The 12,986-nt window shown below is 63.4% G+C and carries 10 protein-coding genes and 2 pseudogenes; 11 read left to right on the top strand and 1 reads right to left on the bottom strand.

What is annotated here, in order from left to right; translation table 11 throughout:
* Positions 1–20: 20 nt before the first annotated feature.
* The 10 genes and pseudogenes from B8W69_RS15405 to B8W69_RS15360 all read left to right on the top strand — a co-directional run bounded on the left by B8W69_RS15405 (position 21) and on the right by B8W69_RS15360 (position 11,254).
* Complete coding sequence (locus B8W69_RS15405; protein WP_085290641.1) at positions 21–1,385, top strand: MCE family protein; 1,365 nt, start codon at positions 21–23, stop codon at positions 1,383–1,385.
* Entirely contained in the window at positions 1,382–2,410 is a 1,029-nt protein-coding gene (locus B8W69_RS15400; RefSeq protein WP_085290640.1) for a virulence factor Mce family protein, read from the top strand. The genes B8W69_RS15405 and B8W69_RS15400 overlap by 4 nt, the downstream gene beginning before the upstream one ends.
* Complete coding sequence (locus tag B8W69_RS15395) at positions 2,407–3,732, top strand: MCE family protein (RefSeq protein WP_085290687.1); 1,326 nt, start codon at positions 2,407–2,409, stop codon at positions 3,730–3,732. The genes B8W69_RS15400 and B8W69_RS15395 overlap by 4 nt, the downstream gene beginning before the upstream one ends.
* Positions 3,729–5,054 (top strand): MCE family protein, encoded by a 1,326-nt coding sequence (locus B8W69_RS15390; RefSeq protein ID WP_110881949.1) that lies wholly within the window; start codon positions 3,729–3,731, stop codon positions 5,052–5,054. The genes B8W69_RS15395 and B8W69_RS15390 overlap by 4 nt, the downstream gene beginning before the upstream one ends.
* The gene (locus tag B8W69_RS15385; protein WP_085290639.1) at positions 5,051–6,190 is read left to right on the top strand and encodes an MCE family protein; all 1,140 of its coding nucleotides are present in this window, start codon (positions 5,051–5,053) and stop codon (positions 6,188–6,190) included. The genes B8W69_RS15390 and B8W69_RS15385 overlap by 4 nt, the downstream gene beginning before the upstream one ends.
* A gap of 2 nt (positions 6,191–6,192) precedes the next feature.
* Positions 6,193–7,647 carry an MCE family protein gene (locus B8W69_RS15380; protein ID WP_085290638.1) on the top strand — a complete coding sequence of 485 codons (1,455 nt, stop codon included), beginning with the start codon at positions 6,193–6,195 and terminating at the stop codon, positions 7,645–7,647.
* Between the two features lie 42 nt (positions 7,648–7,689).
* Positions 7,690–8,295, top strand: coding sequence for an Rv1363c family protein (locus B8W69_RS15375; RefSeq protein WP_085290637.1), 606 nt, complete (start codon positions 7,690–7,692; stop codon positions 8,293–8,295).
* The gene (locus tag B8W69_RS15370; protein WP_085290636.1) at positions 8,292–8,954 is read left to right on the top strand and encodes a hypothetical protein; all 663 of its coding nucleotides are present in this window, start codon (positions 8,292–8,294) and stop codon (positions 8,952–8,954) included. Before B8W69_RS15375 ends, B8W69_RS15370 begins: the two co-directional genes overlap by 4 nt.
* A gap of 93 nt (positions 8,955–9,047) precedes the next feature.
* Positions 9,048–9,417 (top strand): annotated as a pseudogene (locus B8W69_RS15365) (AMP-binding enzyme); the annotation flags it as partial.
* Between the two features lie 266 nt (positions 9,418–9,683).
* Positions 9,684–11,254 (top strand): annotated as a pseudogene (locus B8W69_RS15360) (NRAMP family divalent metal transporter).
* Here the strand turns inward: B8W69_RS15360 and B8W69_RS15355 are convergent.
* Positions 11,246–12,190 (bottom strand): NADP-dependent oxidoreductase, encoded by a 945-nt coding sequence (locus tag B8W69_RS15355; RefSeq protein ID WP_085290685.1) that lies wholly within the window; start codon positions 12,188–12,190, stop codon positions 11,246–11,248. The pseudogene B8W69_RS15360 and the gene B8W69_RS15355 sit on opposite strands and share 9 nt — an antisense overlap.
* Before the next feature lie 181 nt (positions 12,191–12,371).
* On the opposite strand from B8W69_RS15355, the gene B8W69_RS15350 reads away from it, so the two are divergent.
* The gene (locus B8W69_RS15350; protein WP_085290635.1) at positions 12,372–12,986 is read left to right on the top strand and encodes a hypothetical protein; all 615 of its coding nucleotides are present in this window, start codon (positions 12,372–12,374) and stop codon (positions 12,984–12,986) included.

Raw genomic sequence — 12,986 nt, 5'->3', positions numbered from 1 at the left:
CATCGGTAAGGGATATCGGAATGAAATCTTCGTCTTCAGCAGACGATGCTTACCTAGGGCGCTGGGCGACCATCTCTTGTGGAATCATTGTTGCGCTGATCATCTTGGCGTCCGCGCTGTTCAACGGGACATTTCGTTCGTTCATTCCGCTGACCTTGACGTCTGATCGCTCCGGCCTTGTCATGGAGACCGGCAGCAAGGTGATGCTGCGTGGCGTACAAGTAGGCCGCGTCGCCTCGGTATCCGGCGGCACCGAACCAGTCAGTCTGCAGTTAGAGATCGACCCCGATCAGGTCAGAAATATTCCGGCAAATATCGAAGCCCAGATCAAAGCCTCAACGTTGTTTGGCTCCAAGTACGTCGATCTGGTCTACCCCGAGAATCCCAGCACCAAGCACATAGCCGCAGGAGCGCTGCTGCGATCCCGCAATGTCAGCACCGAGGTCAACACCGTTTTCCAGAACCTCGCCCTGGTGCTCAAACAGATCGACCCCGCCAAGCTCAACGCGACTCTGACCGCGTTGGCAATCGGTCTGCGCGGTGAGGGCCAGACCATCGGGCAGGCCATCACCGACGCCAATCAGGTGCTGCTGGCGCTGAATCCGCGCATGGGCACCGTGCAGCAAGACCTCCGATCGCTGAGCGGTTTCAGCGACGCCTACAGCGCCGCCGGACAAGACATCCTGAGGACGCTCGCGGCCGTGAGTACCACGAGCGCGACCATCACAAGCCATACATCGGCACTCGACGCCTTGCTGCTGAATGCGATTGGTCTGTCGCAGTCCGGTACCGATCTCATCGCGCCCAACCAGAGCAACTTCGTCCGTGGAATCAACTTGCTTGAGCCAACGACAAACCTACTGATGAAGTACAACCCCGAGTACACCTGCATGCTTCTCGGCGCCACCTGGTATGTCGACAACGGTGGCCGGGACGCGCTGGGTGGTTCCAATGGTTACTCGATGATTGTGGATGCCGCCTTGCTGCTCGGCGACGACCCATACCAGTACCCGCAAAACCTGCCAATTGTGGCCGCAAAAGGCGGACCCGGCGGCAAGCCGAGTTGCGGGTCACTGCCCGACCCCAGCAAAAACTATCCGGTCCGTCAACTAATTACCGACACTGGTTGGGGTACCGGACTCGACATCCGGCCCAATCCCGGCATCGGGCATCCCTGTTACGCCGACTATTTCCCGGTGACGCGCGCCGTGCCGCAGCCGCCCAGCATCCGCCAGTGCATCCCAGGTCCGGCACCAGGGCCGATTCCGTATTCCGGCGCGCCACCGTACGGCGCAGCGCAATACGGACCGGATGGGACGCCGCTCCATCCGCTGCCGCCCGGGCCGCAACACAGTCCGTCAGACATCTCGGGAACACAGCCATGAGAGACAACCTCGGCAGCGCCATCTGGCGGCTCGCCATCTTTGTGACCGTCTGTCTGCTGAGCCTATTCGCGCTGTTCGCGGTGTTCGCGCAGCTGCGATTCGAGAAGGACGAGACCTATCATGCCGAGTTCACCAACGTGGCTGGCTTGAAAAGCGGCGACTTTGTGCGCATCGCCGGCGTCGAGGTCGGCAAGGTCAAAAAGATTTCAATCAAGCAAGACGCGTTCGCAGTGGTCGAGTTCTCCGCCGATCAGTCGGTGGTGTTGACCGAGGGCACAAAAGCGGTGATCCGTTGGAGCAATTTGGTCGGCGACCGCTTCCTGGCCCTTGAAGAGGGTGCTGGCGGAGTCAAACAACTCAAACCCGGGCAGACTATCCCGCTGGCGAGGACCGCTCCGGCGCTGGATCTCGACGCGCTGATCGGGGGCTTTCACCCGTTGTTCGAAGCGCTGGACCCCGCACAGGTCAATGCGCTCACCGGCCAGTTGATCTCGACTTTCCAGGGTCAGGGCGCGACTGTCAGCTCATTTCTGGCGCAGACTGCCACGCTGACCAGCACCCTTGCCGACCGCGACGAACTGATCGGACACGTGATAACCAACCTCAACACCGTGCTAGCCTCCCTCGGCGATCAGCGCGACCAGTTCGCTAAGGCAGTCGATTCGTTGAAAGAGCTCATGCAGGGGCTCGCGGATCGCAAATCAGATATCAGCAACGGCGTGGCCCACATCAACGCCGCATCTGGGTCGATCGCCGATCTGCTCCATCAGGCTCGCCCGGCCCTGCAGGACACCATCCATCAGACCGACCGAGTCAGCGGGATCGTCCTCGCTGATCACGATTACTTCGACGACCTTCTCAACACGCTCCCCGACGCCTACCAGGCCTTGGACAGGCAGGGGCTCTACGGCGACTACTTCTCATTCTATCTGTGCGATCTGTTGCTCAAGGTCAACGGGAAAGGTGGCCAACCCGTCTACATCAAGCTGGCTGGCCAGTCCTCGGGAAGGTGCACGCCGAAATGAAATCCTTCGCCGAACGTAACTCGTTCATCATTGGTATCGTCGGCTGCGCCGTGACGGCCGGGGCGGTGCTGGCGGCAACCGAGTACGACAAGCTGCCGTTCCTGTCCGGCGGCAGCCATTATGCGGCGTACCTTGCCGAGGCCGGCGGCCTCAAGACGGGGGCCGCCGTACAAGTCTTCGGTGCCCGGGTGGGTCAGGTATCCCGCATCGACCTTGACGGACAACGGGTGCTGGTGCAGTTCACCGTTGCGAAGGACATCCGGCTCGGAGACCGGACCGAGGCGGCGGTCAAGACCAAAAGCGTACTGGGCACCAAGGTCTTTGAGGTCACCCCCCGCGGCGACGGCCAGCTGTCAGAACCGATTCCCCTCGATCGGACAACCCCGGCCTATCAGCTGCCTGACGCGCTTGGTGATCTGGCGAACACAATCAGCGGTTTGAACACCAATCAGTTGTCCGATTCGTTGGCAACGCTGGCGCAGACGTTCTCCGACACCCCGCCAGATCTCAAGGCAGCAGTTCGGGGCGTCGCCCGGCTCTCACAAACCCTGAACATGCGCGACGGGCAGCTGCGCAACTTGCTGGCCAACACCAATAAAGTGACGAGCGTGCTGGCCGACCGCGCCGCCCAGATAGCCACCTTAATCGCCAACACCAACGCCCTGCTGATCGAGCTGAAGAACCAGAGCAACGCACTGGATTCGATCTCCTACAACATCTCAGCACTGTCAAAGCAGCTGTCCGAGTTCATCGCGCAGAACCATGCCCAGTTGCGTCCGGCGCTCGACAAGCTCAACGGCGTGCTGACGATTGTCGACAACCGCAAAGAGCGGGTGCAGAAGTCGATTCGAATGCTTAACGCCTACGTGATGTCGCTGGGTGAGGCGGTCGCCTCGGGCCCATTCTTCAAGGGCTACGTTGTCAACCTGCTTCCGGGTCAGTTCGTGCAACCATTCATCGACGCCGCATTCTCCGATCTTGGTCTGGATCCCAGCGTCTTGCTGCCTTCGCAGCGCACCGACCCACCGCTGGGCCAGCCTGGGACGCCTGCTTTGCCGGTTCCGTACCCGCGCACCGGCCAGGGTGGGGATCCGAAGCTGACGCTGCCCGATGCGATCACGGGCAGACCTGGCGACCCTCGCTATCCGTACCGGCCGCCGTTGCCCCAGCCGCCCCCTGGGGGACCGCCGCCCGGACCGCCAGCTGGTTATGAGCCCGTGCCCGATCGGCCTTCTGCGCCGGTCCCGCGACCGCCCGACGCAGGGCTAGCAGGCGGACCACCGCGCGTGCCCGTCGGGCCGCCAGAGGAGATAGGACGGTGAGGGCACCGCGCAAGGCTAAGACCGGTCTGGGCGTCGTCCTGGTTCTGTTGCTCATTGGCGGGCTTGTGACCGTTCAGCGCGCCTCCGGTCAGATCGACCGGACCTATGTCATCGGGTATTTCGCTAATAGCAACGGTGTGTTTGCCGGCGACGAGGTGCTCATCCTGGGTGTGCCGGTCGGGAAAATCGAGAAAATCGAACCGCAACCTCAACGGGTCAAGATCACATTCTGGTACGACCACAAATACAAGGTGCCCGCCGACGTCAAGGCCGTGATCGTGTCCCCGGCGCTGGTCACTTCGCGAGCTATTCAGCTGACACCCACCTACGCGGCGGGACCAGCGATGCCCAACAACGCGGTGATTCCAGAGAATCGCACCGCCGTCCCCGTGGAATGGGACGACTTGCGCACACAGCTCGACAAGCTCACGCAGACGCTGCAGCCGACCCAACCAGGCGGCGTAGCTCCGCTGGGATCGTTAATCAATACAGCCGCGGACAACCTGCGCGGCGAGGGTACCGATATCCGTGACACGGTGATCAAATTATCGCAAGCCTTCTCGGTGCTCGGGGACCACAGCCGCGACATCTTCGGTACCGTAAAGAGTCTGGCGACAATCGTGTCGGCCCTTCAAAGCAGTTCGGATTCGATGAGCCAGCTGAATCGGAACCTGGCATTTGTGACCGGATTGCTGGCTAACGATCCCAATGAAGTGGCCGCGGCGGTCAGGGACCTCAATACCGCTGTCGGGGACGTCCAGGGTTTTGTGGCAGAAAACCGCGAGGCTATCGGCGTTACGTCAGACAAACTGGCGTCCCTTTCCAGGGCGGTCACCGACAGCCTCGATGACATCAAGCAGACCCTGCACGTCTTGCCGACGGCGCTGGTGAACTACACCAACATTTGGCAACCCACGCAGGGGGCGATCACCGGAGCGCTGGCGCTCAACAACTTCGCCGATCCCATCTCCTTCCTATGCGGAGCCGTACAGGCGGCGTCGCGGCTGAACAGTCAGCAGGCCGCGAAGCTATGCGTGCAGTATTTGGCGCCGATCGTAAAGAACCGTCAGTACAACTTTCCACCGCTGGGGGAGAACCTGTTCGTCGGTGAAAGCGCTCGTCCGAACGAGGTTACCTACAGCGAGGACCGGCTGCGTCCGGACTACGTGCCGCCAATTCCGGATGCGCCGGAAAATACGGCGGCTCCGAACGGACAACCAGCACCGGCCCACACCGCCCCGCAGTTGCCCGCCGAGGCGGTGGCGACGAATCCCGCCCAGGGGCTACCCGGCATGATGGTCCCGCCAGGAGCGAGGTCATGAGGCGGTCCCGCTGGGCGGGCGTCACCGCAGGCCTGCTGGTGGTGCTCGCCGGCAGCGGATTGTCGGGCTGCGGCTGGCGAGGCCTGAACTCCATACCACTCCCCGGCACTGCAGGCAACGGCCCTGGCTCCTACGAGGTGAAGGCGCAAATGCCCGACGTCGTAAATGTCCAGCCGAACTCCCGCGTCCAGGTAGGCGATGTGACGGTCGGCACTGTCACTAACATTGAACGTGAAGGCTGGCATGCACTAATCACCATGCGGCTCGACGGTAACGTGAAGCTCCCCGCTAACGCTACCGCCAAGATCGGTCAGACCAGCCTCTTGGGCTCGCTGGAGGTCGAACTGGCAGCGCCCACCGATGTCCCGGCCGAAGGTAGGCTGCAAAAAGGTTCGCTAATTCCCCTCTCGGCTGCGGGCGATTATCCGACGACCGAGCAGACATTGGCAGCATTGTCGCTCGTCCTCAACGGTGGTGGCCTCGGCCAGGTTCAAGACATCACCAAGACGTTAAGCACGGCGTTTGCGGGACGTGAGCGAGATCTGAAGAGCCTGATCCGACAACTGGACCAGTTCATCGGCCATCTCAACGAGCAAACCGACGACATCATCAAAGCCACCGACAGCGTGAATAACCTCGCGGGACAGTTCGCCGAACAGAAACCCGTGGTTGACCGCTTGCTAAGCAGCCTTCCGAACGCCTTGGCGGTGCTCAAAGACGAGCGGGAAAAACTGGCCGACGCGGCCGAGCAGCTGGGCAAGTTCAGCGCGCTGACCGCCGACTCCGTCAATCAGACTAAAGATGCGCTCGTCCAGGAGTTGAAGAACCTTGGCCCGGTGCTCGAATCGCTGGCTAACGCTGGCCCCTCCCTGACCCGCTCGCTGAGCTTTTTTTCGGTGTTTCCATGGGTTAAAGAGCCGCTCACCAATTGGCTCCGGGGTGACTACGCCAACCTCACGCTTATTGTTGACCTGACGCTGAGCCGGATTGATTCGGCGCTATTTACCGGCACCCGGTTCGAGGGGAACCTGACCGAACTGGAATTGCAGTGGGGCCGCACGATCGGGCAGCAGCCCAGTCCGTACACCAAGGCCAACCCGCTCATCGCCCCCTATCGCCTGGATCAAGGACCATAAACATGCGTTTGGGCCTTCAAATTCGGATAAAGCTGTGCATTTTTGCTGTGGTGTCGGGCATCGCCGCCGCGGTGACACTCTTCGGCTACATCAAGGTCGAGAACGTGATACCCGGTCTCGGGCAGTACAAGGTGATCGTCCAACTCCCACAAGCTGGGGGTCTATATAAAAGGGCGAACGTCACCTACCGCGGCACCTACGTTGGCCGGGTCAAGGACGTACGGGTAACCCCCACCGGCGTCGACGCCGTGCTCCTCCTCAAATCAGGGCTCGACATCCCATCCGATCTCGATGCGCAAGTCCACAGCCAATCGTCGGTCGGTGAACAATACGTCTCACTGCTGCCGCGCAACGGCAGCTCCCGGCCACTACGTGACGGTGACGTGATACCGGAGAGCCGCACGTCAGTGCCTCCGGACATCAACACACTGCTCGATGCGACCAACCACGCCTTGGAGGCGATCCCGCGCGACAACCTGAAAACGGTGATCGACGAGAGCTACACCGCCGTCGGGGGACTCGGCCCGGAACTTTCCCGGATCGTCAAGGGATCCACCGCCCTGGCCATGGACGCGAGGGAAAACCTGGACTCCCTCACCGCCTTGATCGACCAATCACCGCCGGTACTCGACTCGCAGGCCAGCACCTCGCCCTCCATCCGGGCATGGTCAACGCATCTTGCCGCTATCACCGACCAGCTGCAAACCCAGGACCGAGCCGTCGCGGGTGTCCTCGAAAAGGGCGCCCTAGCCGCCGACGAAGTACGTCGACTTTTCGACCGGCTGCGGCCCACACTGCCGATCATGCTCGCCAACTTGGTCAGCATCGGTCAGGTGGCAGTTACCTACCGGAACGACATCGAGCAGGTGTTGGTACTGCTGCCGCACGCGACCGCGGTTCAGGGCGGCGGCGACGTACCTAATATGGGCACCAAACAGGCTTACAGGGGCTATTACCTTGACTTCAATTTGAACCTGAACCTGCCACCAATATGTACCACCGGCTTCCTGCCGGCTCAGCAGCACCGAGTGCCCGAAACTGATTATCCCGATCGCCCGGCAGGTGACCTGTATTGTCGGGTCCCCCAGGACTCGCCATTCGCCGTGCGTGGCGTGCGCAATGTGCCCTGCGAGACGGTTCCGGATAAACGCGCACCTACGGTCAAGATGTGTGAAAGCAACGAACAGTATGCGCCGCTTAACGACGGCTTCAACTGGAAAGGTGACCCGAACGCCACCCTGTCTGGCCAAGGCATCCCGCAGCTGCCTCCCGGCTCACCGCCAGCGGTTGCGGGCCCGCCCGCCTCGGCGCCGCCGCCGATCGCTGCCGCCCAGTACGACCCGGCCACCGGCACCTACATCGGACCCGACGGGCATCAATACACGCAATCCGATCTAGCCCAAACCGCGCCCAAGGATAAGACATGGCAAACAATGCTGATGCCGCCGGGCAGCTGACGACGATGACGCGCAGAATCACCACGACGGACGGAGCACGGTATGCGTGCGGCGGCTGACTTCCAAACGTCTCCGGACGGCGACATCGTCGACGCGGAAGGCAAGACCTCGGAATCTGATACAGACACCACGGAGAACGCATCTACACCACGCTCCGCAGAATCGCTGTTCCACCTGCGGCCGACGATTCGCGTCGGTCTGATTATCGTGGTTGCCTTGTCTGTGTTGGTTGGATGGTTGGGATTTCGCAGCTACCAGACGCACCAGGCGCAGATCCAGCGAGACCAATTTCTGCAAGTGGCCAGGCAGGGTGCGCTGAACCTAACTACGATCGACTGGCGGCATGCTGACACCGATGTACAGCGCATCCTGGATGGGGCAACAGGACAGTTACACGACGATTTCGCCAAACGGTCGAAGCCGTTCGTCGAGGTTGTCAAGCAAGCCAAAGCCATCACGGTCGGTACCCTCAGCTCGGCAGGGCTGGAGTCGGAGACGGCCGACACCGCCCAGGTGCTGGTGGCCATGACTGTGCAAACGTCAGACGCCGCTGCATCTGATCAGGCTCCACGAGCATGGCGAATGCGGATCTTCGTGCAGAAGACCGACGGTCAGGTCAAAGTCTCCAACGTCGAGTTTGTGCCATGAAGTTTCCGAAGTTGCTCCGCCGCGCGGACGATCACACCAATGTCGCCTCAGCGGAGGAAGCACCTGCCACGCCGGGCCTGACGACGATCGCCGGGGACAAGCCTGACACAGATGTTGCGGCTACCGAGGACGACGAGTCAGGCGACCGTCAAAGTTCGACACCTGCGAAGCATCACATCCGCTGGGCGCGGGCGATCGCGTACGCACTACTGCCCGGCCTCGCGCTGTCGCTGGCCGTGGCCGCAGGCTTCCTGAAGTGGCAGGACGGCTCCGCGCGCACCGCTCAGTTGGCCGCCACGGAATCCGTGCGCACCGCCACCGAAAGCACCATCGCTCTGCTGTCGTATCGGGCCGATAGCGTGGAAAAGGACCTCGAGGCCGCCCGGAGCAGACTCACCGGCAAGTTCCTTAACGCCTACACGTCACTGACCCACGACGTAGTCATCCCGGGAGCCAAGCAGAAGCACATCTCTGCGTCGGCCACGGTGTCGGCCGCAGCGCCGATAGAGGCGACCGGCAGCCATGCCGTCGTTTTGCTGTTGGTAAACCAGACCGTCACCATCGGCCAAGATGCGCCGACCAACAGCGCCTCCAGCGTCCGAGTCACGCTCGACAAAGTCGACGGTCGGTGGCTGATCGCTGAGTTCGATCCCATCTGAGCCCACGGTGAAGCCGCACCAATCGTTTTCCTGCGGATCCGCCACCAATATGAGAATCTCATTAGTCGCGCTGGGTTTCTTTTGCTATAGCACGCGGACGGTATCGGTGAAATCGCCATCCGAGGCCCCAACGTGATGAGGGGCTACTGGAATCGGCCTGATGCGACCGCGGCGGCATTGGACCGCGACGGCTGGTTTCGCACAGGCGATCTGGCGCGGGTCGACGCCGACAGCTACTTCTTCATCGTCGACCGATCCAAGAACACGATCGTGCGCGACGGCTATAACGTCTACCCCCCGTGAGGTCGAAGAGGTCCTCTACGAGCATCCCAGCGTCCGTGAGGCCGCCGTCGTCGGTGTGCCCAGCGACATGCTCGGCGAAGAGGTGGGCGCCGTGATCGCGTTGGCGGCAGGGATTGAGGCTGACGCCGTGGCGATTCGCGACTTCGTCAAAGACCGTGTCGAGCGCCGAGTGGCGATGCGGTAGTAGAAGTTCGGGGAAGCCGCCGTCGGTTAAAGACGTCCTGGACGTACTTGAACATTTCGGTTCCGGGCTCGCTGCGGCGGACACGCGGTACCAGGCTGCGCCGGCGCCGGTTGCTGTCGCCACGTTGATGGGAGGACGTCTACAGCGCGTGCGCCGCGTACTGCGCCTGGATGGCCTACTGGGTTCCGCAGTTTCGCGGCAGTGGTGTCCGAGTTGGCACTGAGATCCAGAATTTGATCGTCATGGTGGGCGATAACGACGCCGGCGGCGTCGCGACCTACGCGCAGGCCGGTCAGAACTATGGCATGGGACTGTTGTGGACGCTGGCACTGTTGATTCCGGTGCTCTACGTGAATCAGGAGATGGTGCTGCGGCTCGGTGCGGTGGCCCGGGTTGGGCACGCGCGATTGATATTCGAGCGGTTCGGCAAGTTCTGGGACGCCTTCAGCGTCGGTGATCTGCTGGTGCTGAACGCGTTGACGATCGTGACCGAATTCATCGGTGTCTCACTGGCTCTCGGGTTCCTGGGCTGCCCGAGGATCATCGCCGTCCCGGCCGCGGCCGTGCTGCTGTTCGCGGTGGTGGCCGGTGGGTCGTTCCGCCGCTGGGAGCGGCTGATGTTCCTCCTGATTGCGGTGAACGTGCTGATCTTCCCGATGGTGTGGCTGGTGCATCCGACCCCGAAATCGACGGCGGCGGGCCTGATCCCGCAGTTCCCGGGCGGGCTCAACTCGAGGGTGCTGCTGCTGGTGATCGCGATCGTGGGCACCACGGTCGCGCCGTGGCAGCTGTTCTTCCAGCAGTCCAACGTGGTGGACAAGCGCATCACCGCCCGCTGGATCCCCTACGGCCGAGCGGATTTGGGCATCGGAATCGTCGTGGTCATGGTCGGCGCGACGGCGTTGATGGCCGTGGCGGCGTTCGGATTGACCGGCACCGCCGAAGCGGGTCACTTCACCGATGCGGGCGCGGTCGCCGCGGGATTGTCGAGGCATCTGGGCGGCGCTGGGGGTGCTGTTCGCGATCACCCTGCTGGACGCATCGCTGATCGGCGCCAATGCCGTCGGCCTGGCGACCACCTATGCGGTCGGTGATGCCATGGGCAAGCGGCACTCGTTGCATTGGAAGATCAGCGAGGCCCCGCTGTTCTACGGGGGCTACGCGATACTGCTCGGGGTTTCGGCGGCGGTCTCCTTCAGCCCCGACCACATCCTGGGCCTGGTGACGCAGGGCGTTCAGGCGCTCGCCGGTGTCCTGCTTCCCTCGGTCACCGTCTTTCTGGTGCTGCTGTGCAACGACCGGGCGGTGCTGGGTCCGTGGGTGAACACGGTGCGGCAGAACATCATCGCGTGGACCATCGTGTGGTGTCTGGTGTCTGGTGCTGCTGTCGCTGGCGTTGACGGCCGCGACCTTCTTCCCGAACCTGTCCACCGCCACGCTGGAGGAGGGCCTCGCCTGCGGAGCGGTGCTGGGCATCCTCGGCGGCGCGGTGATGATCATCGTCGACCGGCGGCGCCGCAACCTGACCGAGGCCGAAGCCCTCGTGCGCACGCTCGGCGGCGGCCTGGACCCGGGGGAGATCGACGAACTCGACGAGGCCTCGTCGCTGACGTGTGCCGAGCGGCGGGCCGTACGTCGCCAGGACCGGGCCGGCTGGCAGACCCCGAACATCGCGCTGCTCGATCGGCCGACGATGTCACCGATGCGCCGGGCGGGGCTGTTCACCCTGCGGGGCTACCTGGTGGTGGCCGTCGCCTTCGTCATCATCAAAATGGTGCAGGCCGGTGTGGTCGGACCGGCCACCTCACTGTGAGTTAGTCGGCAGCAGAACGATTTTCCCGTGGGTGTGCCGCTGCTCCAGCTCGGCATACGCGTCGGCCACCCGGTCCAGGGGATAGGTTGCGGCGATGTCGAACTCGATGGCGCCGGAGACGATCAGGTCGGCCATCTCGGCGAGCACCTCGGGCGTCGAGGCTTCCATGCTGCCTTCGGTTTTGGCGCCCACTTCCCCCGCCTTCTGAAACGAGATGATGGTGTCGATCCGCTCGGGTGCCACGCCGAGATCGACGGCGAGCTGCACGTAGTCCGGGCCGAACAGATCGATGAATGCGTCGATGCCATCCGGCGCCGCCTCGCGCAGCCGCTCGGCCAGCCCGTCACCGTAGGCGATCGGAATGACGCCATGCGCGTGCAGCCAGTCGGCGTTGCCGGGCCCGGCGATGCCGACCACCCGGGCCTCGCGCAGCACCAGGAGCTGTACGACCAGGCTGCCCACCCCGCCCGCGGCGGCTGACACGGCGATCGTCTCACCCGGTTGGGGTGCGACCGCGCGGACGGCCGCATAGGCGGTCACTCCAACCACGTACAGCGAACCCGCTGCCTCCCAACTGAGTTGGGCCGGTTTGCGGATCAACTGGTTCACCGGAACCGCGGTGTGGGTGGCGTGGCTGGACCGGCGCATGCTGAATCCCAGGACTTCGTCACCGACGGAAAATTCGGTGACGCCGGGTCCCACGGCGGTGACGACGCCGGCCAGGTCGCTGCCCTGTCCGGAGGGGAAGGTGGCCGGGAACATCTCGTGCATCGCCCCCACCCGGATGCCGGCCTCGCCGGGGTTTATCCCGGCGGCTCGAACCTCGACGACGACCTCGCCGGGCTCGGGGGAGGGCATCTCGATATCGGCGACGTACAGCACCTCGCGTCCCCCGTAACGGTCGAACCGTACTGCGCGCGCCGCTGCAGCCGTCATGCCGATCTCCTTCCGCGCGGGGATGCTCTTACCCACGCCAGCATAGGCACCCGAAGTGCTACCCACCGGGCGCCGAGTGGGCATATCTTCGTAGCAAGCCTGGTTCACCACCAGCATTTCGCCGGCGGCGTCGGGAGCCGCGGTGAAAGCCGGATACCGATGACACGTGGAAGGAACATGCGTGGAAGTTGATCGGATCGGCATCGCCGGCTGTGCCGTTGCCATCGTCGTGGTCGGCGCCGCGAGCGCCGGATGTGGCGGCGCCGATAAGGCCTCACCCCCGTCGGCGTCGAGCACCGCCGCCACTTCGACCAGTACGAGCGTGGTCACCGGCCCGCCCTCGGCCCTACCGTCGGATTACGGCTCCTTGTTGATCAAGCCGAATGACGTGGGCGGCGGTCTCACCGCGCCACAGTCGCCCATGCTCAACCCCAACAACGCGCCGGGGGTCGCCCAGCTGTTCGCCAACGCCGATAGCAGCCGGCGGTTATGGGACACCATCACGGTCGCCGCGGATCCCTCGGCGGCCGCCGCCGAATTGGCTTCCACCCAAGGCGGTTACAACGGCAAGGTGACCGGGAATTGGCAGCCGCTCGCCGTCGGCGCCCACGGGGTGACGATCTCGGGCGCCTCGCCGGACAACTCCCAGGCGACGACGGTCTTGGTCTTCACCGAAGGCAAGGCGTTGGTCACCCTGGAATTCGACAGCGCGCCGACCGACCCGATCGATCCGACCGCCGCCCTCGAAATCGCCCGCAAGCAGGATGCCGCGGTCAAGTCCGGGCTGCCCGGCTAG

Source organism: Mycolicibacterium vulneris, assembly GCF_002104765.1.
GTDB classification, from domain to species: domain Bacteria; phylum Actinomycetota; class Actinomycetes; order Mycobacteriales; family Mycobacteriaceae; genus Mycobacterium; species Mycobacterium vulneris.
This window is presented reverse-complemented; position numbering and strand designations above follow the sequence as displayed.

Bases quoted from the DNA above. Each gene is read 5' to 3' on its own strand.
- B8W69_RS15380 (WP_085290638.1), top strand. From the start codon at position 6,193: ATGCGTTTGGGCCTTCAAATTCGGATAAAGCTGTGCATTTTTGCTGTG.
- B8W69_RS15355 (WP_085290685.1), bottom strand. From the start codon at position 12,190: ATGACGGCTGCAGCGGCGCGCGCAGTACGGTTCGACCGTTACGGGGGA.
- B8W69_RS15385 (WP_085290639.1), top strand. From the start codon at position 5,051: ATGAGGCGGTCCCGCTGGGCGGGCGTCACCGCAGGCCTGCTGGTGGTG.
- B8W69_RS15400 (WP_085290640.1), top strand. From the start codon at position 1,382: ATGAGAGACAACCTCGGCAGCGCCATCTGGCGGCTCGCCATCTTTGTG.
- B8W69_RS15370 (WP_085290636.1), top strand. From the start codon at position 8,292: ATGAAGTTTCCGAAGTTGCTCCGCCGCGCGGACGATCACACCAATGTC.
- B8W69_RS15405 (WP_085290641.1), top strand. From the start codon at position 21: ATGAAATCTTCGTCTTCAGCAGACGATGCTTACCTAGGGCGCTGGGCG.
- B8W69_RS15395 (WP_085290687.1), top strand. From the start codon at position 2,407: ATGAAATCCTTCGCCGAACGTAACTCGTTCATCATTGGTATCGTCGGC.
- B8W69_RS15375 (WP_085290637.1), top strand. From the start codon at position 7,690: ATGCGTGCGGCGGCTGACTTCCAAACGTCTCCGGACGGCGACATCGTC.